The sequence below is a fragment of the Hoeflea algicola genome (genome assembly GCF_026619415.1).
Lineage (GTDB): Bacteria > Pseudomonadota > Alphaproteobacteria > Rhizobiales > Rhizobiaceae > Hoeflea > Hoeflea algicola.
In genome coordinates this window covers 4320731-4342711 of sequence record NZ_JAOVZR010000001.1, presented here as the reverse complement: position 1 = coordinate 4342711, position 21981 = coordinate 4320731, and the positions used below count along the sequence as shown (strand labels likewise).

At 56.9% G+C, this 21981-nt stretch carries 19 protein-coding genes and 2 pseudogenes; 8 read left to right on the top strand and 13 right to left on the bottom strand.

Going from position 1 to position 21981, the window contains the following annotated elements:
• Positions 1-3 precede the first annotated feature (3 nt).
• The 4 genes from OEG84_RS21130 (at position 4) to OEG84_RS21115 (ending at position 3599) form a co-directional block, all read left to right on the top strand.
• The gene (locus OEG84_RS21130) at positions 4-963 is read left to right on the top strand and encodes an ABC transporter permease (RefSeq protein WP_267655575.1); all 960 of its coding nucleotides are present in this window, start codon (positions 4-6) and stop codon (positions 961-963) included.
• 1 nt (position 964) lies between these two features.
• On the top strand, positions 965-1792 hold the full coding sequence (locus tag OEG84_RS21125; protein ID WP_267655574.1) for an ABC transporter permease: 828 nt from the start codon (positions 965-967) through the stop codon (positions 1790-1792).
• 90 nt (positions 1793-1882) lie between these two features.
• Entirely contained in the window at positions 1883-2917 is a 1035-nt protein-coding gene (locus tag OEG84_RS21120; RefSeq protein WP_267655573.1) for an extracellular solute-binding protein, read from the top strand.
• Between the two features lie 25 nt (positions 2918-2942).
• Positions 2943-3599, top strand: coding sequence for a cysteine hydrolase family protein (locus OEG84_RS21115; protein ID WP_267655572.1), 657 nt, complete (start codon positions 2943-2945; stop codon positions 3597-3599).
• Positions 3600-3631: 32 nt separating this feature from the next.
• Here OEG84_RS21115 and pdxR read toward each other — a convergent pair whose 3' ends face one another.
• The 3 genes and pseudogenes from pdxR to OEG84_RS21100 form a co-directional block, all read right to left on the bottom strand.
• The gene (pdxR, locus tag OEG84_RS21110; RefSeq protein WP_267655571.1) at positions 3632-5101 is read right to left on the bottom strand and encodes a MocR-like pyridoxine biosynthesis transcription factor PdxR; all 1470 of its coding nucleotides are present in this window, start codon (positions 5099-5101) and stop codon (positions 3632-3634) included.
• Positions 5102-5402: 301 nt separating this feature from the next.
• Positions 5403-6023 carry a LysR substrate-binding domain-containing protein gene (locus tag OEG84_RS21105; protein ID WP_267655570.1) on the bottom strand — a complete coding sequence of 207 codons (621 nt, stop codon included), beginning with the start codon at positions 6021-6023 and terminating at the stop codon, positions 5403-5405.
• A 155-nt stretch (positions 6024-6178) separates the two neighbouring features.
• A pseudogene (locus tag OEG84_RS21100) lies at positions 6179-6304 on the bottom strand (LysR family transcriptional regulator); the annotation flags it as partial.
• 111 nt (positions 6305-6415) lie between these two features.
• Between OEG84_RS21100 and OEG84_RS21095 the strand changes: the two are divergent.
• Positions 6416-7447, top strand: a complete 1032-nt coding sequence (locus OEG84_RS21095) for a YeiH family protein (protein WP_267655568.1) — start codon at positions 6416-6418, stop codon at positions 7445-7447.
• 188 nt (positions 7448-7635) lie between these two features.
• On the opposite strand, the gene OEG84_RS21090 is transcribed toward OEG84_RS21095, so the two are convergent.
• From OEG84_RS21090 to OEG84_RS21060, 7 genes are all read right to left on the bottom strand, one after another.
• Positions 7636-9255 carry a dihydroxyacetone kinase subunit DhaK gene (locus OEG84_RS21090; RefSeq protein ID WP_267655567.1) on the bottom strand — a complete coding sequence of 540 codons (1620 nt, stop codon included), beginning with the start codon at positions 9253-9255 and terminating at the stop codon, positions 7636-7638.
• Positions 9252-10262 (bottom strand): ABC transporter ATP-binding protein, encoded by a 1011-nt coding sequence (locus OEG84_RS21085; protein WP_267655566.1) that lies wholly within the window; start codon positions 10260-10262, stop codon positions 9252-9254. Before OEG84_RS21085 ends, OEG84_RS21090 begins: the two co-directional genes overlap by 4 nt.
• Positions 10255-11352 (bottom strand): ABC transporter ATP-binding protein, encoded by a 1098-nt coding sequence (locus OEG84_RS21080; RefSeq protein ID WP_267655565.1) that lies wholly within the window; start codon positions 11350-11352, stop codon positions 10255-10257. Before OEG84_RS21080 ends, OEG84_RS21085 begins: the two co-directional genes overlap by 8 nt.
• Positions 11353-11355: 3 nt before the next feature.
• Complete coding sequence (locus OEG84_RS21075) at positions 11356-11544, bottom strand: hypothetical protein (RefSeq protein ID WP_267655564.1); 189 nt, start codon at positions 11542-11544, stop codon at positions 11356-11358.
• On the bottom strand, positions 11541-12479 hold the full coding sequence (locus OEG84_RS21070; RefSeq protein ID WP_267655563.1) for a carbohydrate ABC transporter permease: 939 nt from the start codon (positions 12477-12479) through the stop codon (positions 11541-11543). The genes OEG84_RS21075 and OEG84_RS21070 overlap by 4 nt, the downstream gene beginning before the upstream one ends.
• Positions 12476-13423, bottom strand: a complete 948-nt coding sequence (locus OEG84_RS21065; RefSeq protein WP_267655562.1) for a carbohydrate ABC transporter permease — start codon at positions 13421-13423, stop codon at positions 12476-12478. The genes OEG84_RS21070 and OEG84_RS21065 overlap by 4 nt, the downstream gene beginning before the upstream one ends.
• Positions 13424-13510: 87 nt before the next feature.
• Positions 13511-14824 carry an ABC transporter substrate-binding protein gene (locus OEG84_RS21060; RefSeq protein ID WP_425602929.1) on the bottom strand — a complete coding sequence of 438 codons (1314 nt, stop codon included), beginning with the start codon at positions 14822-14824 and terminating at the stop codon, positions 13511-13513.
• Between the two features lie 209 nt (positions 14825-15033).
• Here OEG84_RS21060 and OEG84_RS21055 point away from each other — a divergent pair, with 209 nt between their 5' ends.
• Complete coding sequence (locus OEG84_RS21055; protein WP_267655561.1) at positions 15034-16053, top strand: LacI family DNA-binding transcriptional regulator; 1020 nt, start codon at positions 15034-15036, stop codon at positions 16051-16053.
• Positions 16054-16200: 147 nt separating this feature from the next.
• Here OEG84_RS21055 and gdhA read toward each other — a convergent pair.
• The 3 genes and pseudogenes from gdhA to OEG84_RS21040 form a co-directional block, all read right to left on the bottom strand.
• A pseudogene (gene gdhA / locus OEG84_RS21050) lies at positions 16201-17603 on the bottom strand (NADP-specific glutamate dehydrogenase).
• Between the two features lie 572 nt (positions 17604-18175).
• Positions 18176-19108, bottom strand: a complete 933-nt coding sequence (locus OEG84_RS21045) for an MYG1 family protein (protein WP_267656276.1) — start codon at positions 19106-19108, stop codon at positions 18176-18178.
• Between the two features lie 209 nt (positions 19109-19317).
• The gene (locus tag OEG84_RS21040) at positions 19318-19617 is read right to left on the bottom strand and encodes a YjiS-like domain-containing protein (RefSeq protein ID WP_267655560.1); all 300 of its coding nucleotides are present in this window, start codon (positions 19615-19617) and stop codon (positions 19318-19320) included.
• A gap of 752 nt (positions 19618-20369) precedes the next feature.
• Between OEG84_RS21040 and OEG84_RS21035 the strand changes: the two genes are divergently transcribed.
• Together OEG84_RS21035 and OEG84_RS21030 are read left to right on the top strand one after the other, a co-directional pair.
• Positions 20370-20603, top strand: coding sequence for a GreA/GreB family elongation factor (locus OEG84_RS21035; protein ID WP_267655559.1), 234 nt, complete (start codon positions 20370-20372; stop codon positions 20601-20603).
• A gap of 380 nt (positions 20604-20983) precedes the next feature.
• Positions 20984-21925, top strand: coding sequence for a mechanosensitive ion channel family protein (locus OEG84_RS21030; protein ID WP_267655558.1), 942 nt, complete (start codon positions 20984-20986; stop codon positions 21923-21925).
• Positions 21926-21981 lie beyond the last annotated feature (56 nt).

Here is a 21981-nt window from a genome sequence, read left to right as displayed (position 1 = left end):
ATCATGAGTTTCATCCCTGCCAAACTGGAAACAACACCCCGGCGCAGCGTCGGTACGCAACCGACACGAAACGCGATGAAGTTTCTTCAAGCCAAACTTCTTGTCCTGCCGGCCGTTCTCGTTATCGGGATATTCCTAGTCGTTCCACTTCTGATCATTGTCACCTATTCTTTTCTGGAACCGGCGACATTTGGCGGCGTGGTCTGGACCTTCTCGACGGAAGCCTACACTCAGTTTCTGTTCGAGCGAGACATCTTCGATGACACGCTGGCCTTCAACACGTCCTATCTCCAGATCTTTTCCCGGTCCGTCTTTCTGGCAGTTACAGCGACTGTTATCAGTCTCATAATTGGATTTCCGACGGCCTATTTCATAGCCACCCGATCGGAAAAGCAGAAGAACATACTGATATTTCTGATAACCCTGCCGTTCTGGACGAACCTCCTTATCAGGACCTATTGCGTGTTGCTTATCTTAAGGGACGACGGGATCGTTAATTCGATCGCTATAGGCCTCAACATCTACGACACCCCTGTTACGTATCTTTACAATAACTTCGCGATGGGCGCCGGTCTCGTATACAGCTACTTGCCGTTCATGATTTTGCCGCTCTATGCGAACCTCGAAAGAATGGACAAGCGCGTCATTGAAGCGGCATATGATCTCTATGCGACGCCGCTTCGCGTCTTCACTCATGTGATACTGCCACACGCACGATCCGGCATCATCGGCGGCTGCCTGCTGGTTTTCATTCCGAGCCTTGGCACGTATCTGGTCCCCGACATGCTTGGCGGCGGCGGAAAGTTGCTGATCGGAAACCTGATTGCCATGCAGTTCGGCATGAGCCGCAACTGGCCATTTGGCGCAGCATTGGCGGTCATTCTTCTCGCAGCCATCCTCGTCGTGCTGATGGTCGCGGCCGGGCGCATTCGTGCATCGCGTGCCGCGCTGGAAGGACACTGAAATGGGGATCCTGTCGCACAAGAAGCCAAAGTCTATCGTTTCATTTCGCGGCTTCGGCCTCGTCACGGGCCTGTGTCTTTTCATCCTCTACGTTCCGATGATGGTGCTCGTCTTTTTTTCGTTCAACGCCAACCGCGCCGTAACCGTTTGGGGTGGCTTCAGTTTTCAATGGTACGTCAAGGCGGCCTCCAATAGCGGCCTGCAAAACGCTGCCCTGAATTCACTAACAGTGGCGGTAATCGCCACGACGTTGGCTACCGCAATCGCGACGGCGGCCGCCCTAGCAACGGGCCGGGGCCAACGTTTCCGCGGCGCACAGTCGTTCTACATGTTGGTAAACCTGCCGCTGATGCTACCCGAAATCATTATCGCGGTCGGTACCCTGTCGTTTTTCGCGCTGGCCGGCATGCAGCTCTCTCTCGTGACAATTGTCATCGCGCATACCGTTTTTTGTATCCCTTTCGCCTATCTGCCGATCCGCAGCCGCCTGGAGACGATGGACGGCAGGCTCGAGGAGGCCGCCGCCGATCTCTACGCATCTCCGTTTGAGGCCTTCCGTTACGTGACAATGCCGTTGCTTATGCCGGGCATTGTGGCCGGCGCAATGCTCGCATTCGTCGTTTCGTTGGATGATTTCATCATCACCGCGATGGTTGCAGGTGCGGGATCCGGCACGCTGCCCGTCTACGTCTACACGCAACTCAAGCAAGGCGTAACACCCGAGATCAATGCCATCTCGACAGTCCTGCTTGCCGTATCGGTCGTTCTGGTCTCCGCATCCTATTTCGTTTCGCAAGCAGGTTCCAAGACCGTTCGTACGTCCGTTTAGCACCAGATGAATTCAACACGGAGGGAGGCAGCAAAACGTTCGTGGGTCCGCATGGGAGTGGACAACTTAATCAACAAGGGAGGAATCAAAATGAGACATTTTTTGAAGGCCGGCTATGTGGCTATCGCCGCTTGTATGTTGCCAACGCTGCCTGCCCACGCCGAGGGGGCGCTCGCCATATTCAACTGGGGTGACTACATCTCGGACGAGATGGTGAAGAAATTTGAAGCCAAATATGATGTCAAGGTTACGGTTGATACGTATGATTCAAATGAAACAATGCTCGCCAAGCTGCAGTCAGGCATATCCGGGTATGACCTGGCGGTTCCCGGCGACTACATGGTCGAAATCCTTATACAGGAAGGATTAATCGAAAAGGTCGAACCGAATACATTTGAAAACTACGGCAATCTCGAGCCCAAGTGGGCAGATGTATATTGGGACCCCGGTCGGCATTATTCTGTGCCCTGGGTGTGGGGAACAACCTCATTCACGGTCAGCACGAAGGTCTACAAGGGCGACGTCGACACACTCGCTGTGATGTTCGATCCCCCAGAGGAGTTAAGGGGACGGATCAATCTGCTTCGCGATGTCAACGATGTCATCAATGCCGCGTTGCGCTACCTGGACCTTCCGCGCTGCAACGAAACGCCGGAGGATCTCAAGAAGGTTCAGGCGTTGCTTGCGGACCTGAAGCCGTCGGTGAAAAGCTTTGCCTATGAATCGAAAGAGCTTGCGGAATCCGGTGAAGTCGATCTTGCTCAGATCTGGAACGGCAAGGCATATATTGCACGACAGGGCCGCCCTGAACTCCAATACGCCTACCCCAAAGAGGGCTATACGGGCTGGATGGACAATCTTGTGGTCGTCAAAGGCGCTCCAAATTTGGAAAATGCAAAACTGTTCATGAATTTCCTCATGGATCCCGAAAACGCGGCGATGATGACGAATTTCACGGGATACCCTAACGGCGTTCTCGGCAGTGAAAAATTCGTCAATGCCGACTTGCGCGATTCGCATGAATACCGTCCGCCGGAAGGCGCGCCGGATCCGGAGTTTGTCAAAGTCTGCAATGAAACAGTCATCAAACTCTATGACCGGGTTTGGACTAATTTTCTGAAGTAGTAGCTCTCTACAAAGGCTGTTCAACATGGCACTAGGAAACCATCCACAATGGGGCGAACTCGAACTCTCCGAGTTTCTAAATGGCTCCGCGCTGCTGGTGATTGACCCCACCAATGGCGTTCTTCATCGGGATGGTGCGCAATCGGCCGACGGTCTTTGGCAACGGGCGCGGCGCGAAGGCGGCTCACTGAACGGAATACTCCGGTTGGTCGCCTTCGCGCGTTCGCGAAACATTCCAGTCGCCTGGCTTCGCTACGAGTATATGCGACAGCATTTTCCGGCGACGCCGCTCGATGCGGCCCAGTATGCCTATTGGTATCAGAACCGGCGATGGACACCCGAGCAGAAAGTCTGGGAACGGTCGGCTGTTGAGGAGATCGCCACCATCAAACAGGATGGCGATCTCGACAGTGTCTACACCAGTTTCGGCAATGTCTTCATCGGCTCCCCGCTGCTTCCGACATTGAATACCTGGGGAGCCCGGACACTTCTGATCTGTGGCTACCATCTCGATCACTGCGTCGAGCAAGCAGCGCGATCAGCCCGTGATTTCGGGTTGATGCCATTCGTGGTGGGCGATTGCTGCGGGGCTTCAGAGGAATCGGATGAGGCGCCGACATTGGCTCGAATCGACGCCAATTGGGCACCGGCGATTTCAGTGAAGGATGTTATCACTGGTTGACCGGCGGATGTCTTTACCGGCCTGATCGCATTTCATTCCGAGGCCGCAAGCGCGAGATGCGCAACACCTGGCCAGATGCGTTCATCCGGTATGGATGAAAAGCTCATTCGGAAGTAATTTCGCCCCTGTTCGGGATCTGCGAAATATACGTTTCCAACTTCTATTACCACGCCTCGCCGCATGGCCCGAGCCGCAAGGGTGCTCGCATCGAGGTTTTGGGGCCCCTCAACCCAGAACGAGGTACCGCCGAAAATCGGCGCGTGTGCCCAGCCAGAGAAATACTTTCCAAGGGCGGCCGACAGGGTTTGCCAACGCATCGCATAGACCTGATGGAGTTTCGCTATTAGTGCGTCGTGATGACCAAGCGATAAAAACAAAGCGGCGACGCGCTGATTGTTAACCGGAGGATGGCGAATAAGCAGTCGCCTGAGAGCCCGTGCTTCGCGGATCAACTCTCTGGGGGCTACCATGAACCCGATGCGCAAGCCGGGCATGAGCGATTTCGACAGGCTGGAGGTGTAGAGTACGCGTCCGGTTGTATCGAGGGACTTGAGCGCTGGAATGGGGTTCCCATTGTAATTCGTCTCGGATTCATAGTCATCCTCGATGATCAACGTGTCTGAGGCTGTTGCCCAATCCAGCAACTGACGTCGACGCTCCAAACTCATCGTGATATTTGTCGGAAACTGATGGCTTGGCGTGACAAACGCAATCTGCGCATCCTTCAATTCGTCAACCCGAATGCCCTGCGCATCGATTGCCACAGATCGGACATTGGCTAACAGCAGTGAGAACATGTTGCGGACGTCAGCGTAACCCGGATCTTCCATGGCGATCGGCATGCCCGGCCTGATCAGCAGACTGGCGAGCAGATATAGGGAATTCTGCGAGCCAACCGTCACCAGGATTTCATCGGGAGCCGCGTGGATACCGCGCCGTGTAAGCACGCGCCGACGGATTTGCTCGACCAGCATCGGATCGTCTTCGGTATAGCGGTCTTCCGTCCAGGCATAGATGCCTTTTCGGCTCATTGCCTGGCGAGTGCATTCCCGCCAGGCGCTGACCGGAAATGAATCGGCATCGACCTGCCCGTAAATAAATGGATATGGATACTTATACCAATTAACCGGCTTTGTTATATTGTATTGCTTGGATGGATTGAGAAACAACTTCGATTTCCAGCTAACACCGGAAGCCTTCTCCTCGACGATATCGTCCTCTGGTGAAGCAACTTCGGCGAGCTTGTTTCCGCATATTCCTTGCGTAACATAGTAACCCGAGCGGACACGGGAAATAAGGTACCCATCGTCGACCAGCGACCGATACACTTGAAGAACTGTGTTCAGCGAGACGTCCAGGCGCTTTGCCATCGCTCGGCTCGACGGGAGAGGTGAACAGGGAGGAAGGTGTCCCGCCAGTATGGCGTCTACTAGAAATTCTCGAATTTGAACTTGCAAGGTCCGTTTGCTTGATCGATCAATGTAAAAAAGGATATCTCGCATGGACGCATCCGGTTGGGACTTAATTGTCCCATTTCACATACCTGTTTATACATGCGGACTCCACACCTGGCTAGACCCAGTCAATCTTGATGGGTATCCCGTGAATTGCCTCTGCGAGGAGCCATAGTCGTGTGCCCTGTGGGGATCAGAGCTCGCTGCGGATTTATGCTGAGGCCTGGGCCCGGTGGTGTCATCGAAAACGCCCCTGAGATGGGCATATCGGAACTGGTTGCGGCCCAACCATGAACCCCGCCTTTTCCTGCACGGGATCCCGGTCGGGTCAGAGCATTACAAGCGGGCGTCAGACAATCTCGTCAACTTCGGATGGTTCGCTCAACAGATCCATCATCGCCCGTACCGAGCGTGCGACGTGATGGTCGGCATGACGGATCATCGTGAAATGCCGGACAGGCAGGCTGAAATTGACCTGATGAAACGCACCCTCGGCAAGTCGCGGCAACACCGCACGCCTGGATAACGCCGTCGCACTTTGCCCAACCTGAACGGCTGCCAGACAGGCCTCGTTTGACGGCATTTCAAGGATCACCTGCAACTCCGACGGATCCTGGCCAAGCGCCCTGATATCCGATTTGAAAGCAGCCCGGGTACCCGATCCCTGTTCACGCATTATCCAGGTAGTCGCGTCCAAATCCGCAACATCGACAGGGCGACCGTCCGCCCAGGGATGATGCTCGCTGACGACGATCACGAGGCGGTCTTGCGCGACGATCTGCTTGATCAGCTTATCGTTTTCGATCTCACCCTCAACGATGCCAAGATCGCAGCTTCCATCCAGAATGGCGCCTGCAACAGTGCGGGTGTTGCCTGGTGTGAGCGCAATGTCCACCTGCGGGTTGAGCGCCCGGTAGCGCACCAGATAGCGCGGCAGCCAGTAGTTGGCGACCGTCTGGCTGGCGTGCAAGCGCAAGCCCCCCGAGGCGACACCGTGCAGATCGGCGAGAAAGCGCTCCGCTTCCTTGGCCTGGCGGAGAACCCCCTCGCCTCGCTCATGAACGACCGGCCAGCCTCGGTCAGCTCAATACGGCGGCCGATGCGGTTGAACAGGACAACGCCATGGCGCGCCTCGAGTGCGGATACGGCAGCGCTGACCGCGGACTGGGTCATGTTCAGCGCCTGCGCGGCACGGGTGACGTGCTCGAAAGTTGCCACCTCAAGGAAAATCCGAAGTTGGTCAAGTGTCATCACGGCACGCCTTCATTCGATAAAATCGAACAGAATAAAACTATTTACTCGTTGGATCGATTGATTTGCAAGAACTAATCATACGGAAAGTTCAAGACAAGGCGTCATCGTATGAAGACAAGAATTGGCATCGATTTCCTTGACATCACGGGAGCCCAGGAAGATTTCAACTCACTTTTACCCGGACTGGTTCTGACCGCAAGCATTGCGGTTATCGCCATTGCGGCGAACAAGCTATTTGCGATCACGGCGCTGAGCCCGATGATCCTGTCGATCATTTTGGGGCTGATGCTGCAAAACACCCTGGGCACTCCAAGCGGTATCGCACCGGGGGTCACATTCTCAATGAAGCGCCTGCTGCGTCTGGGGATCATCCTCCTCGGCCTGCAGATCACCTTGGCCGACGCTCTCAGCCTCGGTGGCATTTCTGTGGCAATCATCGCGGCAACCCTGACGATATCCTTCATCGCCATCCGGCTTGTGGGACGCGTCCTCGGCGTCGATGACGCGCTGTCGAACTTGATCGCCGCCGGCACCTCGGTTTGCGGCGCCTCGGCCGTCATCGCCGCAAACACCGTGGCGAAGGGCAGTGATGAAGATGTGGCCTACGCAATCTCTTGCGTCACCGTGCTCGGCTCGGCCTCAATGTTCATCTATCCGATGCTGGCCAGCCCGCTCGGCCTCAGCGATCTGGCTTACGGCGTTTGGACCGGGGCAACTGTTCACGAAGTGGCGCAGGTTGCCGGCGCAGCATTCCAGCATAGTGATGCCGCAGGCCAGTACGGCACGATTTCGAAGCTGACCCGCGTTGTCATGCTGGCGCCACTGGTGCTGGCAATGGCAGCCGTCGGCAACATCGGGCATCAGGGCGAGATACGTGGTCACGTAACGATGCCATGGTTTGTCATGGGCTTTGTCTGTCTCGTGCTGATCAACAGCGCAATCGATCTGCCACGCATGGTCCTCGACAACGCTTCGCTGGTCACGACTTTTCTGCTGTCGATGGCCTTGGCCGCGATGGGAGTGCAGACCGACATCCACAAATTGCGCGCCAAGGGCGTTCAGCCGCTGCTGCTGGGAGTATTCGGGTGGCTCTTCATCACAGGCTTCGGGCTGTTGATGATCAAGAGTGCCGGCTATTGATCAACCCGTGAAATGGTGCGCGCATCTCTGAACGTTGTTTGGAGACCTTCCGTGAATGCCGTTGCATTGGCTGGCAACGAACACACTTCTGCAGCGCCGCACATCCAATCGGATGCGCGGCGCTGTAGAGGTTTGAAAATACGCATGTACGTTACCGTTCAAATGAAGCCGTTTGAGCGCGGCATGCATTAACCTTGCAGATGCTCGAACAAGCGCGCCACCGCTTCAGCGCCTGGATCGGTATGTCCTTCAAGCTGCTGGGCATTGATGTAGGTTGCCCGGCCCGCGTTCGCCTTGGTCAGGGTCGCTGTGTGATCCGCACCCGCACGCGCGGCCTTGGCCGCCAGATGCAGATTGTCTTCCAGAGCCTCAAGTGCCGGATAAAGCGCATCCACCATGGTCCGGTCGCCCAGTTTGGCGCCACCGATTTCCTGCATTCTGACCAGACCTGCCTTGAGCGCCCCGGTCATCGAAAGGCCACTTGAAGCTGCATCGCCTGCCGCTGCGAAGAAGATGGCAAGCAGCACACCGGAGGAACCACCCATCGTCTGGCTGAGTTCCTGGCCGAGGGCGCGGTAAAGTTGGGTGTGATCTGCCAATGGAAGCGTATCCATCGTCGCAATCAGCGCGCGCGCAGCCCCGGCCAGCGTCGATCCGGTATCGCCATCACCGGATTTCGCATCCAGAGCATTCAGGTCGCTTTCGGATTTGATCAGGATCTCGCAGCACTTGGTCAGAAACGCGCGGGTTTCTGCGTGTTCCGATGGGAGCGGCTTTATCGGCGCCAGCCCATCGGGCAAGTTGAGGATTGTCACCGGCGTGATCTCGGAGATGCCCGGCCAGGCCGAAAGCGGCGTTGGGTGAGAAAGCGCCTCAAGGTCTTCGACATCGGCCGGATAGACCGATACCGAGAAACCGCGCATATCCAGAGATGTAACCATTGCGGCCGGGCCGATGATCCATTTCAGCTTGCCGGCAATACTCGAATTGGCCAATTCGTTGGCCAGAATGGCCATTTCGAGAACAGAAGCGCCACCGAGATTGTTCAGCAAGGCGACATGCTGGCCCTCACCCATATGCTTGCCGAGCTTGGCGGCAACCGCATCCATGGCTTGCCGTGCATCGGAATACTGGATTTGCTCCACGCCGGCTTCGCCATGGATGCCAAGACCGAGCTCGGCCATCCCTTTCGGAATTCTGCTTTCTTTCGGTGATCCCGGAACAGTGCAGGTATCGAGCGACATGCCAATGGTCTTCGTGCCGGCGATGACTTTCTCGACCCGCCGGGTGATCTCGTCAAGCTTGACACCGCGTGCCGCCAGCGCACCGGCGATCTTATGTACAAACAAGGTTCCGGCCACGCCACGTGCCTGTGGCAGATCCGGCAAAGCAACATCGTCGTCGACAACGACCATACTGACATCGAGACCAAAGGCCCTGGCGCGTTCCGCCGCCAACCCAAAGTTCAGCCGGTCGCCAGTGTAATTCTTGACGATCAGCAAGCAGCCGGCAGGACCGGTCACGGCCAGGATTCCGGCCAGCACAGCGTCAACCGACGGAGAGGCAAACACATCGCCACACACGGCAGCGGTCAACATGCCTTCACCGACAAATCCTGCATGCGCAGGTTCGTGGCCTGATCCTCCGCCGGAAACCAAAGCCACTTTCGACTTGTCCCAATCGTTGCGGAGCACCACCCGGATGTGCGGGTAACCATCCAGCCGGGCAAGCTTGCCGCCCGATACCGCAATGACACCGTCAATTGCTTCGGTGACGATATCTTCCTTGTTGTTCATAAACTGGGTCATCGGACGTTCTCCTCGGCAATTCGCGCGCCGTCAGCATCGAAATAGAACGGCTTCTCGGGCCTGATTTTGACGATGTCGCCTTCACTCAACGTTGTGTGAGCATCCGTCACGGACACCAGATCATGGTTCTTGAAAGACAGATGCAAGCGTGTCTGGTCACCCAGATGTTCGACGCGTTTGACAACGCTGTCTTCGCCGGCCCCCTGGACAATCTGCTCGGGCCGCAAGCCGATCTTGACCGCCCTGGCAGGCGCTCCCTTGAACAGATCGGCGGGCAGAATATTGATCCTCGGCTGGCCGAGACGGCTGGCTGCGTAAATACTCACCGGGTTTTCATAGATTTCCCGCGGGCTGCCGAACTGGACCAGCTTTCCGCGGTCGAGCACGCCGACATGGGTCGCCATGGTCATGGCTTCGATCTGGTCGTGGGTGACATAAAGCAGGGTGGCGCCGGACATGGATTGAATGCGCTTCAATTCAATCCGCAAATCGGCGCGAAGCTTGGCGTCGAGCGAGCTCAGCGGTTCATCCATCAGGTAGATGGAGGGGCTTCTGACAAGCGCGCGGCCTATGGAAACACGCTGCATTTCTCCGCCGGACAGGGCTGTCGCCTTATTGTCGAGCTTGTGGGAAATCTGCAGAACCTCGGCAACCTCCTTGATCTTGCGGGCGATCTCGTCGGCAGGCGTATTGAGCAAGGGCGACTTCAGCGGAAACGCCAGATTCTCGCGCACCGTCAGATGCGGATACAGCGAGTATTGCTGGAACACCATGGCCACGTTTCTCTGGGCTGGTGTCAGCCCGGTCATCGATTGGCCACCGATGAAAATTTCGCCTGAATCAGGTGTATCAAGGCCAGACACCATGCGCAGGGTTGTGGTTTTGCCCGCGCCCGTGGGCCCAAGCAGAACCACGAAGGATCCATCCGGAATCGTCATGCTCACATTATCGAGGGCAACCTCGGAGTCGAAGCGCTTGGTCACATTTTTCAAGATGACATCAGCCATGTCCCAAGACCTCCTGATTGGCTTGTGACAGCAAAGCCCGTCCCCTTGCGGTATCGAAGATCGTGATGGTGCGTGGATCAAATTCCAGCCCCACCCGTTCGCCAACAGTGACCGGTTGAGCGGCACTGATGCGCGATTTCAAATCTCCGTTGGGCGTGGCGACGGTGATGATCTGCGTCGTGCCAAGATACTCGGTTGCAAGAACTTCGCCCCTGTAGGCGCTAGCATCAGAAAACCGCACGTGTTCCGGCCGCACCCCAAACGCCAGCTTCCCCGCTGCACCCTCAAGCAATGCGGGGATTGCGAAATCGACCCCATGCATCTCGATCGTGGCCTGGTTGCTTGCCAGTGAACCCTCGAAATTCAGGAAATTCATCGATGGGGAGCCAAGAAAACTGGCCACAAACATGGTCGAAGGCCAATCATAGATCTGTTGCGGACGCCCGAACTGTTCGACAACGCCGTGGTTCATCACCACGATCTTGTCGCCCATTTGCATCGCTTCCAGCTGGTCGTGGGTGACATAGACAGTTGTCGCCCCCATCCGGTCGTGAAGCGCGCGAAGCTCTTCCGACATGTGTTCGCGAAACTCGGCGTCGAGCGCTCCCAGCGGTTCGTCCATCAGGAAGGCTTTGGGGTCACGGACAATTGCACGCCCGAGTGCCACCCTCTGGCGGTCGCCGCCTGACAGCCCACCCACCGGGCGATTGAGAATATCGGTAATCCCGAGAATCTCGGCAACCTCTCCGACTTTCTTTTTCACCTGAGCCCTGGGCATGCCCTGGCTGATCAGCGGATAGGAAATGTTCTTGCCGACATTCATGTGCGGATAGAGTGCAAACATCTGGAAGACGAAGGCGATGTCGCGCTGACTGGCAGGCTTCATGCCCACCTCCTCACCACCGATGTAGATTTCGCCGCTTGTCGGAAGTTCAAGCCCGGCCATCATCCGCAAGGTCGTGGTCTTGCCGCAACCGGAGGGACCGAGCAGCATGAAGAATTCACCGTCCTCAACCGTGAAGGTGGATGATTTGACCGCATTGAACGACCCAAAGTCCTTGCGCAGATTCTTGATCATGATCTGTGCCATGGGCTACTCCGGGAAATGGCTGACGATGATGAACATCACGGTGCCAACCAAGGTTATGATGAAGGAATAGGTGAACAGCCACAGGGCGAACGGTTGCATCAGCATGACGACGCCCAGCGCGATCAGAATCGATGCCAGCATTTCCCATGACCCGCGCCGCAAGCGCAGCAAACCATTGAAGAAGTTTGTCATTTGCGAACCGCTCCAAAGGTGATGCCACGAAGCAGATGCTTGCGCAGGAGGATGGTAAAAACCATCACCGGGACCAGGAAGATGGTTGCGCCGGCTGCCACTGCCGGCCAGTCCTGGCCGCCCACGCCAATGATCGTCGGAATGAAGGGGGGCGCGGTTTGTGCGGTGCCGGAGGTCAGCAGCACGGCAAGCGCATATTCATTCCACGAGAAGATCAGGCAGAAGATGGCGGTGGAGGCGATCCCGGTGGCGGCCTGCGGCAGCACGACCTTGTAGAACGCCTGAAACCGTGTGTAGCCATCGATCAGTGCCGCTTCTTCATATTCGATCGGGATCTCGTCGATAAAGCCATTGATCAGCCAGACCGCAAGCGACAGGTTGATCGCCGTATAGAGCAGAATCATGCCGGCGTGGGTGTCGTTCAGCCCCAGGTTCCTGAACATCAGGAAGATCGGAATCGCGACCGCGATCGGCGGCATCATCCGCGTCGACAGAATGAAGAACAGTAGATCATCCTTGAGCGGTACCTTGAATCTCGAAAACGCATAAGCAGCAGCGGTTCCCAGCACGATGGCAAAGAATGTCGACCCGAAGCCGATGATCACGGAGTTGAAAAACCGCTCGGAATAGCGCGATGCGCCGACGATCGTATTGCCCTTGTTGCGCACCAGTTGCTCGTACCAGGGCAGGTCATCACGTGGCTCGGCGGCAAGTTCAGCGCTTAGGCGCGTCTGCGCCGTGAAGACGTTGACATAACCCTCAACCGTCGGCTCGAACAGGATTTTTGGCGGATAGGCGATGGAATCGACGGATGACTTGAAGCCCGTGGCGACGATCCACAAAAGCGGCAGCATGGTGATCAATGCATAGCCAATCACCAGAATTCCGGCGATCCATTTCTGCCTGACAGACGGCTGCGTAACGGAGTAGCTCATCTTTGTTTCACCTTGTTGAGCGCCTTCACATAGATCGATGCGAGGCCAAACACCGTGACAAAGAGGATCACGGCATAGGCGGAAGAAAATCCGGTGCGCCATTTCTCAAAAGCTTCGCGCTTGAGATCGATTGACGTCAGCGTGGTGGTGTTGCCCGGCCCGCCGCCGGTCAATTGGACCACCAGATCGAACATCTTGAAATTCTCGATGCCGCGGAACAGTACCGCCAGCATCAGAAATGGCAGGATCATCGGGATGGTGATGGTCCAGAACTGGCGCCATTTGCTGGCCCGGTCGCATTCCGCGGCTTCGTAGATGCTGTCGGGGATGGACCTCAGTCCTGCAAGACAGATCAGCATGACGAAGGGTGTCCACATCCAGGTGTCGACAATCACGATGGACCAGGGTGCGAGTGAAACCTCGCCGATCATCGAAAAGCTGGAAGGATCTGCACCGGTGACAAAGCCGACGACATAGTTGAAAAGGCCTATTTGCGGCTCGTAGAGGAAGGTCCAGAAATTGCCGACCACTGCGGGCGAAAGCATCATCGGAAACACGATGATCGTGGTCCAGAGATCATTGCCCTTGAACTTCTTGTTGATGAGATAGGCCAGCGCAAAGCCGATCACCACCTGGCAGACAATGGTCCAGATCAGGAAATGGGCAGTCGCCTGCATGGTCATCCAGATATCCGCGTCGCCCAGAATGCGCTCGTAATTGCGCAACCCGACCCATTCGATGGCATTGTTGGGACGGTTCACCCGGAAATTGGTGAAGCTGAGATAAATGGTCCAGATGAGCGGGAAAATATTGATCGCCAACAAAATGAAGATTGTCGGGGCGACGAAGATCCAGGCAATCGCTCTGTCTGAAAGCCCTTTTACCTTTTGCGCGACAACAGTCGGGGTCGCCCGAGCAGCGCGGTCTATCACTGAGTTTGACATAGCAGATTCACCTGATTCCCATCGGTGAGGCCGGAGTACGATCTTCCGGCCTCACCGCTCATTGGGAGGAGCACAAGGGGTTAAGGCTTACTTTTTGCCTTCGTCTTCAAAGACCTCATCCCAGTCCTTGACCAAGCCATCCAAGGCTTCCTTGGCGGTGCCGTTACCGGCAACAACGTAGTTGTGCACACGCTGCTGCATCGGCAACAGCAAAGACGCATAGGAAGGCTCGGCCCAGAAATCCTTCACGATGGCCATGGAATCGAGGAATGTCTGGGCGAATGGCTGGCTTGCAGCAAAGCCCGGCGCTTCGACGACAGCACGCATTGCGGATGCACCGCCCACGTCCCACCATTTCTGCTGGACTTCCTTCTGAGCGAACCACTTGATGTATTCCAGCGCCGCATCCATGTTTTCAGTGTTCGCAACAACGGAAATACCCTGACCGCCGAGCTGCGCGAACTGACCTGCAGGGCCGGCCGGGTTGGCAAAATAACCTGACTTGCCGCCGCCCACATTCGGATCGGCTTCAACGCCGGGCCAAATAAACGCGAAGTTCATCTGCATGGCGACCTGACCAGACTTGTAGGCGTCGATGTTCTGGGACATGTAGGCATCTGATGCGCCCGGAGGGGTGCAGCAATCATACAGGGCCTTGTAGAATTCGAGACCTTCTATAGCGCCGTCAGAATTGACGAAGCCTTCCAGGTCGTAAGGCTTGTCAGGGTTCTCGTACTGGAAGCCATAATTGTACAGGACGTTGGTGACGCCCATGGTGATGCCTTCCGAACCGCGCTCGGTATAGATCGCTGCACCATAGACCTTCTTGCCATCAATCTCGCGCCCCTGGAAAAACTCGCCAACCTGCTTGAGCTCTTCAAGGGTCTTCGGCGCGTCCAGATCACGGCCGTATTTTTCCTTGAATTCAGCCTGAATTTCAGGCCGCGAGAACCAGTCCTTGCGGTAGGTCCAGCCGACTACGTCTGCATAGGCCGGCAGCGCATAATAGTTCGGCGTGTTCTTGGGCCATTCAGCATAACCGGTCACTGTGGCCGGCAGGAAATCATCCATCTTGATGCCTTGGGCATCGAAGAAGTCGTTCAGTTTCACATACTGACCATTTTCGGCAGCGCCACCAATCCACTGGCTGTCGCCGATCAGCAAATCACAAAGCTTGCCGCCGGAATTGAGTTCATTGAGCATGCGGTCAGCGAAGTTCGGCCACGGAACAAACTCGAAGCTCATCGTGTGTCCGGATTCGGCTTCGAAATCCTTGCTCATTTCGACCAGCGCATTGGCCGGATCCCAGGCAGCCCAGCACAGCGTCAGATCAGCGGCCTGGGCAGAACCAGCGCCTGCCGTCGCTCCGAACATAAGACCGATCGCTGCAGCGGAATTCATCAGATTGAATTTCATAGTAGATATTCCTCCCGGTTTACAATCCCGCCAGCATGGCAGGGCCTCCTGTTATCACCCATAATGAGGTGCGCACCTCATTGCAAGCGAATCATGAGGTGCGCACCTCAAAAGTTGCATTCCGGCAATTTTTATTGAACAAATCGGCTGACGAGCGATATGAGCAACCCGATTGACGCGGAACATTTCAACTGATGCGACCAACAGCAAAAGACTTAGCGGCAGAAGCAGGCGTCAGTCTCGCCACGATTGACCGCGTATTGAATGGCCGTCCGGGCGTCAAACAGCACACAGTGTCCAAGGTAAACGAGGCGATTGACAGAATTGGCTTCGTTCGCAATCTGTCGGCGGTCAATCTTGCGCGAAAGAAAACATATCATTTCCGATTTTTACTTCCCGAACAAGGAGATCAATTTCTAGACGTTCTGATCAAACATATAGAAGAAGCCAACAGGGCATTTTCTGCCGAAATGGTCGATGCCGCCGCCGTCCGCCTTCCCGCCGAAGATCCGTACTGCCTGGCAGGCTATCTGGGCAAACTGGATGCCAAACTGGTCCATGGCATCGCCATCGCGGCGCCGGAATCACCACAGGTTCGCGATGCCATCAACCGTCTTCTGGAACGCGGTATAGAAGTCGTCCAGTTTCTTGCCGGACAACCCAAAGCAGCCAGCATCGACTTCGTCGGCATCAACAACCACGCTGCAGGTGCCACAGCCGCGCAACTACTCGGCCGCTTTCTGGGCGGACGCGAAGGGAAAATCGTGATCGTCTCCGAGACCATGCAATCGCGCGACAGCATTGAGCGCCGGCTGGGTTTTGACGACGTCATCAACCGGGAATATCCGGAACTCAAGACCCTGCCTTCAATCGAAACCCACGGAGACCTGCAGAGAACCAGACGGATTTTCAGCAACGTTTTTGCCAATCATCCAGATATTTCAGGTCTGTATATTCTAAGCGCAGAAGCTCGCATCCCGATTGAGGAAATATCAAAGGTCGCAACAAAACCGCTGGTGAAAATCGTCCACGAGCGTACTCCTTTCACGGAAGCCGCACTGCAAAATGGACAAATCGATGCCGTGATTGCGCAAAACCCTGGCCATCTGGTCAGAAGTGCAATCCGCATCCTCAAGGCCAGGCATGATCAACGGGAGCCTCTGGCCTCACAAGAGCGAATACGTATTGAAATTCTCTTGAAGGAGAACCTGTAGGGGCGCGGTAGCATTAACCGGCATCGGTCACCGATGCCCCTGCCTGCACGATCGGGCTTGCAAGCTGATATTGGTTCGCCCTGCAAGCCCATGCGGCCTCGAATCGTACCGAGACCGGATCATTTCATCTGCGTGCGGCGTGACCGATCAAATTATGCCCATCGCCCGCATGGCGTCGGCCACGCGCACGAAACCGGCGATATTTGCGCCGAGGACATAATCACCCGGTGCACCAAATTCCTCGGCGGTCTGGTCGCAGGCCTCGTGAATTCCGCGCATGATCTCAGCCAGCCGGTCTTCCGTCTTCTGGAACGACCAACTGTCGCGGCTTGCATTCTGCTGCATTTCCAGCGCCGATGTGGCGACCCCGCCGGCATTTGCAGCTTTGCCCGGAGCGAACATGACGCCAGCGGTCCGGAACTGCTGCACCGCTTCGGGCGTGCTGGGCATGTTGGCCCCTTCGGCAACGGCGATCACGCCGTTCTTGATCAACGCCTTGGCATCTGTGCCATTCAGCTCGTTCTGGGTAGCGCAAGGCAACGCGATCTCGCACGGGACCTGCCAGACCGAACCACCCTTGATGTAGGTGCAGCCCTGTCCCTTGAGATCGGCATATTCGGAAATCCGGGCCCGCCGCGCCTCCTTGATCTGCTTGACCAGATCGAGATCGATACCGTTTTCATCTACAATATAGCCGGCGGAGTCCGAGCAGGCGACGATCTTGCCTCCAAAAGACAGGATCTTTTCCATGGCATAGATGGCAACATTGCCCGAGCCTGAGACGACACAGCGCTTGCCTTCGAAATCTGTGCCTTTCTTTTCCAGCATCGATTGCACGAAATAGGCCAGACCAAATCCGGTCGCCTCCTTGCGCGCCCGGGAGCCACCGTAGGCCAGACCCTTGCCAGTCAATACACCGGCTTCAAACCGGTTATTCAGTCGCTTGTACATGCCGAACATGTAGCCAATCTCGCGCGCACCGACGCCAATATCGCCTGCCGGAACGTCGACATATTCGCCGATATGGCGGTGCAGTTCGACCATGAAGGATTGGCAGAAACGCATGATTTCCCGGTCCGAGCGCCCCTTCGGATCAAAATCCGATCCGCCCTTGCCGCCGCCAATGGGCATGCCCGTCAGCGCGTTCTTGAACACTTGTTCGAAACCGAGAAACTTGATGATCCCGACATTGACCGAAGGGTGAAAGCGAATCCCCCCTTGTAGGGGCCAAGTGAAGAATTGAACTGAACGCGAAATCCGCGATTGATCCGCACCTGATTGTTGTCGTCGATCCAGGGAACCCGAAAGATGATCTGTCGCTCCGGCTCGCAAATGCGCTCGATCAGCGCTTCATCGGAATATTCGGGATGTCGGGCGACGACACGCCCCAGGCTTTCCAACACCTCGCGGACTGCCTGGTGGAATTCCGGTTCACCGGCATTGCGGTGCAGGACGGTAGCAAGGATGGGTTGTAGTTTTTCATCAATTCCATTCAACGGAGTCAGACCTTTTCTGCTATGCTGATCGTGTTTGGCGCACGGTTGCCACATTTGCAATGGCGCAACCTGCCTGCCAATCTCTTTTTGCTTTGCCGACAACATACCGGGCTATGCGGCAGGCAAGGTTTCGCCCTGAACCTGTCGGCACTTGCTCAACGGCGATCATGGCGAAGCGCTGCTGGCCGAAAACTGAAATGAGTCCCGCCCACAAAACCACATCTACGCCAATGCGGAGACGTCTTCAACGATCCCGCGCTTCAGGTCTGAGCGGCTTGCCACTTACAGGAATTGCTCGCTGGCAAGGTCACCCCGCTCGCAATCATCCGTCTGGCCTCGGGCTGCGGTCGCACATGACCGCTGACCCAGATGGTTTCCGCGACGACGCACAATTCAGGCCGGTTTACAGCGTGCCGAGGGCCTTCGCCGGACTGGGTCACTGCACCCCATTTTCGGGCGAAATCTTAACGCAAGACGTTCCAGGAGCCGAGCCCCCGGCTGTACGGCATGGCGCTTATCCGGAATCGTCACGGCGGGCTGCCTGGTGCAGGCTATGAAAGCCTGCATGCCCTGTCAGAATTTTCGGGCTGTACTTCCAGCCGCTGCGAAGCCTGAAGCTATGCCATTCAAGCTTGCGTGGCCGCCCCAGCTTCGCTGACCGCCAATTCGGCCATGGTGAGTGCTGCCTTGCGAGTCTTGGCGGCGGCGATGAAGCGGCCATTATGGCAAAAGCTTGCGCCTTCCACACCGCAAGCGGCCTCCAGTTCGCCATTGGTCAAGCCGGCCCAGGCTGCGGGCAGATCAGCGCGAAGCTCAAAGCCCTCATCAGCACGGCGGATGCCGGTCAGGCACCAATCCTTGTCGCGCGGGTGAACCACGAACAGCAGATGATCCGCGCCTGATTTCATGACTGCCGAACGGAACGGCATCCCCATCGGTAGTTCCAGAACCCGGTTTTCGCCTGCATCCACAACTGCCTGGAGCACGATGTCCTCAGCCCGGAGCTTTGCCGCACTTCCGGCGATCTTGGCCTCGAGAAAACTGCGCGCAATCCCAAGTGCCGCGTGGAACGCAAGCTCCAGCGCCTCGGGATCGGGCTCATCGAAGACCGGCTTCAGGGTTTCAAGCAGAACCGGCAATGTCAGCACCGCCAGCGGTCCTGCAACGGCGGGACTCATCGCGCCGTTGTCCATCAGATCGATGGGCAGGACAAAACTGGCGTCCAATGCCGAATGGATGGTATCGATATGGGCTTCGGGAAGTCCCCGGGCAGCAAGATAGGCGTGGCCATAATGCTTCCAGATCAACCCGAAGGAGCTGTAGGGCTGTCCATCCTCCCGCAGCGGCGCGCCGCGCTGATGGTGATCGAAGATCCGCGCATCTGCATCATAGGCGCCGCCCACATCGTAGACGATCCGGTCCGTGCCGGGCGTGATCCATTCCGGTGACCGGCTGCGGACCACGTGCGCCTGCGGAAACAGTTGCGTCAGGACGACGCTGGACAACAGTTCGTCGGCATGAAAACCGCCGGAATGGGTAACGAGAAAATCTGGGGTCACGGGAGAATGCGCCTTGTTGTTCGCGGTGTTCCGCATGGGGCAAACTCCAGATAGCCACATGCGGGCACCAACTCAAGCCGATGCTGTCGAGATGGCGGCCGGAAAAGCACTTTCCCCAAGCAATCCGGCTCATAATCCCGGCACATGCGCGGTCTCTGCTTGTAACGACCGCACTTCCGTTGCCACCACCAAGCTAAAACCGATGGCGGTCATGCCGCTTTCCTGAAATCCTCTGTCTTTATCCGGGAGACGGTATTGAGAGGCGCCAGGGGCATCATTCGCACTTGGTGGTCGACACTCCCATTCACCGCGCGTGTAATGTCAGCGCGATAGAGGCCAATGTCTCGCAGCAACCTGTCATCCATGGCTTCAAGCGCCAAGATCGCCTGGTGGCACCCCCATTTCCGAACAAGAAACTGCCATCCCCGGCGGAGAAATCCGGACCGCTTTTCCATTTTCAGCGGGTACAAATCGGGGTTGAGCATATGGCGGGTGATGTAGATGGACATGTCGTCCTCCAATCCAGAAATTACCAATACCGGGACATTGGTTGTGCTAGGCCGGGCCGGGAGGAATTGTCTTCCCCGCCATCCCCGTGCTTCGCGCACGCCGCCGTCCATTTCCTTCGATCATTTTCAGATCGTCCGATACCCCGAGACGAAGGCCGGCGCATGGCACCGTCTCCGCTCGGGGTTACTGGCGGTTGAGTAATTGTCCTGCGGAAAGCAGGGATCTCTTGAGAATCCTTGACATGGTCATGATCTTTAAATGGCCATCACGACCGATGCCTTCAATCGGGGAACCTACGTCTGCGACCTTTCGGCACAGAGGCCCCGATTAAGGCGGCATTCGCGGCTTACGGCTGCTTACAAGCCCCCTGCCAGATCCCCGACGATTGACTAATACAGAGCCCGTACCTACCTGTATGGGCATGTTGAAGTATGCAAATCATTTCCGGTTTCTTCTGCTCAACCGCCTGTTTCCCCGGGCGGTGTAGGCGCCCGCGCGCCTGTCCGACCTCCCGGGGTTTCCGCACAATTCTGAATTGAGCGCGTGACGATGATGTCGTCCGAGGAGAAGTCATGACCAGCATCCGTCGTATCAATCCATCCACCCCCTGTATCCTTGCCGATCCGAAGTCGCCGCCACCAAGGCGGCTTCCCTGGACGGTGCTTCCGCATGCTCGAAGCGACCCCCGCTTCCCTTCATTTTGCCCTCCCGTCTCCGTTCGCTTTTGCGAGTCCCTGTAGGAGTTTTGAGAATGACGTCCCACATGACCGCTTCGGTCACACAGCATCTCGGACTGCTGCCCTATAACGCCGTCAACGTCGATATCGACCATCAGCAGGGTTTGGTGGCGACACCAAACGGCGTGGCGCTTTTGGGTCTGACTGAAGGCACCATGTCTTGTTGGAATATCCGCACCAACCAGCGCCGAATATTGACCGTAATCCGTGCCGAGCGGGCCACCAGCAACAATGGGGGACCAGACTGAAAATGCAGATTTCTGTGAGGAACTATCCAGTCGCACATTCCACGCCCGAAGGAGGCAGCATCGTGATCTAGACCAGTGACATTGCTTCCTTCGGGCTACCCAAGTGCCACGCCGCATTCAGCCTAATTTCCCGGAGCAAGCAAGATGACGACTCTTCTCGCGCGCAATAGCTGCGCCCACTGTAACAAGCCCCTGCCCCGCGCCGCATTCAGCAGATGTCTGTTCTGCTTTGTGTCGATCGGCAGACCCGGCGTCAGCCCCAACATGATCTGCCGCCGCTGCAATACCCATATCCCGCACGCCCATGCGGGCCAGTGCCCCTCCTGCCTCATTTCCCATCGTGCCACCTACAGTACAAGCGCATCGGGAGGTCACCGCCAATGACCGCAAGACAACATGTCAAACGCCTTGCCTGGCCGGCATTCTTCATGATTCTGAGCCTTGGGCTGGTTTTGTTTCACACCGATCTGGCGCGCTATTTCGGATTCAGCGAGACGGTTTCACTTAGCCTGACCGCATTGGCCTATTTCGCGTCCGCGTGGCTGGTCAGTCGGATCTTCGCGATGGCTCTGGACCAGGCAGCGTCGAGCACCCGACGCTATCCCAGATTGCTAAACGACATCGTCGCAGCACTCCTGTTCCTGGTCGCGTTCGCGGGAACCGTATCCCTGTTCATGGGCCAGGGCGCATTCGGCGCGCTGGCGGGATCCGGACTTATCCTGGCCATGCTGGGCTTTGCAATTCGTAACGTCGTGGCCGATACATTGTCCGGGGTCGCCCTGGGCATCGAAGGACCGTTCCGGATTGGCGACTGGGTCGACATCGACGGATTGGCGCGCGGCAAGGTGATCGAGATTGGCTGGAGGACGACGCGGGTTCTGACCCGGGATTCGGCCTATCTGATCCTGCCCAACAGCCAGATCGCCCGCCAGCGGATCACAAACTACTCCGCCCCCAAACCGCAATACCGCGCGCAGGTCACCATCACGCTCGACCATACCCTGCCCATCGGCAAGGCCCGAAAGGTGATGCTGAATGCCATGAAGGAAGCCAGATTGATCCAGTCGGAACCCGAGCCCGACGTGCGCGTCCTTGCCTATGAGGCAGGGGGCATCACCTATGCCCTGCGCTACTGGCTCAACCGGTATGACAGAGATATCGATTGCCGCGATGAGGTGTACTGTCTTGTTGACGATGCGTTGCGCCGTGCCGGAGGGGGCGTTCCCTCCCGCAGGATAGAGCTGCTCCCTCCACAGGTAACACATCTCTCCAGGCAGCCCGATGATCAGTCAGCATCGGTGCCGGACCAGCCGCCCTCATGAACACCGGGATTGAGCAGTTCTTCCCGATCCCCGCAGACATCCGCTGACCGGCATTC

Bases quoted from the DNA above. Each gene is read 5' to 3' on its own strand.
- OEG84_RS21130 (WP_267655575.1), top strand. From the start codon at position 4: ATGAGTTTCATCCCTGCCAAACTGGAAACAACACCCCGGCGCAGCGTC.
- OEG84_RS21125 (WP_267655574.1), top strand. From the start codon at position 965: ATGGGGATCCTGTCGCACAAGAAGCCAAAGTCTATCGTTTCATTTCGC.
- OEG84_RS21120 (WP_267655573.1), top strand. From the start codon at position 1,883: ATGAGACATTTTTTGAAGGCCGGCTATGTGGCTATCGCCGCTTGTATG.
- OEG84_RS21115 (WP_267655572.1), top strand. From the start codon at position 2,943: ATGGCACTAGGAAACCATCCACAATGGGGCGAACTCGAACTCTCCGAG.
- pdxR (WP_267655571.1), bottom strand. From the start codon at position 5,101: ATGCGAGATATCCTTTTTTACATTGATCGATCAAGCAAACGGACCTTG.
- OEG84_RS21095 (WP_267655568.1), top strand. From the start codon at position 6,416: ATGAAGACAAGAATTGGCATCGATTTCCTTGACATCACGGGAGCCCAG.
- OEG84_RS21090 (WP_267655567.1), bottom strand. From the start codon at position 9,255: ATGACCCAGTTTATGAACAACAAGGAAGATATCGTCACCGAAGCAATT.
- OEG84_RS21085 (WP_267655566.1), bottom strand. From the start codon at position 10,262: ATGGCTGATGTCATCTTGAAAAATGTGACCAAGCGCTTCGACTCCGAG.
- OEG84_RS21080 (WP_267655565.1), bottom strand. From the start codon at position 11,352: ATGGCACAGATCATGATCAAGAATCTGCGCAAGGACTTTGGGTCGTTC.
- OEG84_RS21075 (WP_267655564.1), bottom strand. From the start codon at position 11,544: ATGACAAACTTCTTCAATGGTTTGCTGCGCTTGCGGCGCGGGTCATGG.
- OEG84_RS21070 (WP_267655563.1), bottom strand. From the start codon at position 12,479: ATGAGCTACTCCGTTACGCAGCCGTCTGTCAGGCAGAAATGGATCGCC.
- OEG84_RS21065 (WP_267655562.1), bottom strand. From the start codon at position 13,423: ATGTCAAACTCAGTGATAGACCGCGCTGCTCGGGCGACCCCGACTGTT.
- OEG84_RS21060 (WP_425602929.1), bottom strand. From the start codon at position 14,824: ATGAATTCCGCTGCAGCGATCGGTCTTATGTTCGGAGCGACGGCAGGC.
- OEG84_RS21055 (WP_267655561.1), top strand. From the start codon at position 15,034: ATGCGACCAACAGCAAAAGACTTAGCGGCAGAAGCAGGCGTCAGTCTC.
- OEG84_RS21040 (WP_267655560.1), bottom strand. From the start codon at position 19,617: ATGTCCATCTACATCACCCGCCATATGCTCAACCCCGATTTGTACCCG.
- OEG84_RS21035 (WP_267655559.1), top strand. From the start codon at position 20,370: ATGACGTCCCACATGACCGCTTCGGTCACACAGCATCTCGGACTGCTG.
- OEG84_RS21030 (WP_267655558.1), top strand. From the start codon at position 20,984: ATGACCGCAAGACAACATGTCAAACGCCTTGCCTGGCCGGCATTCTTC.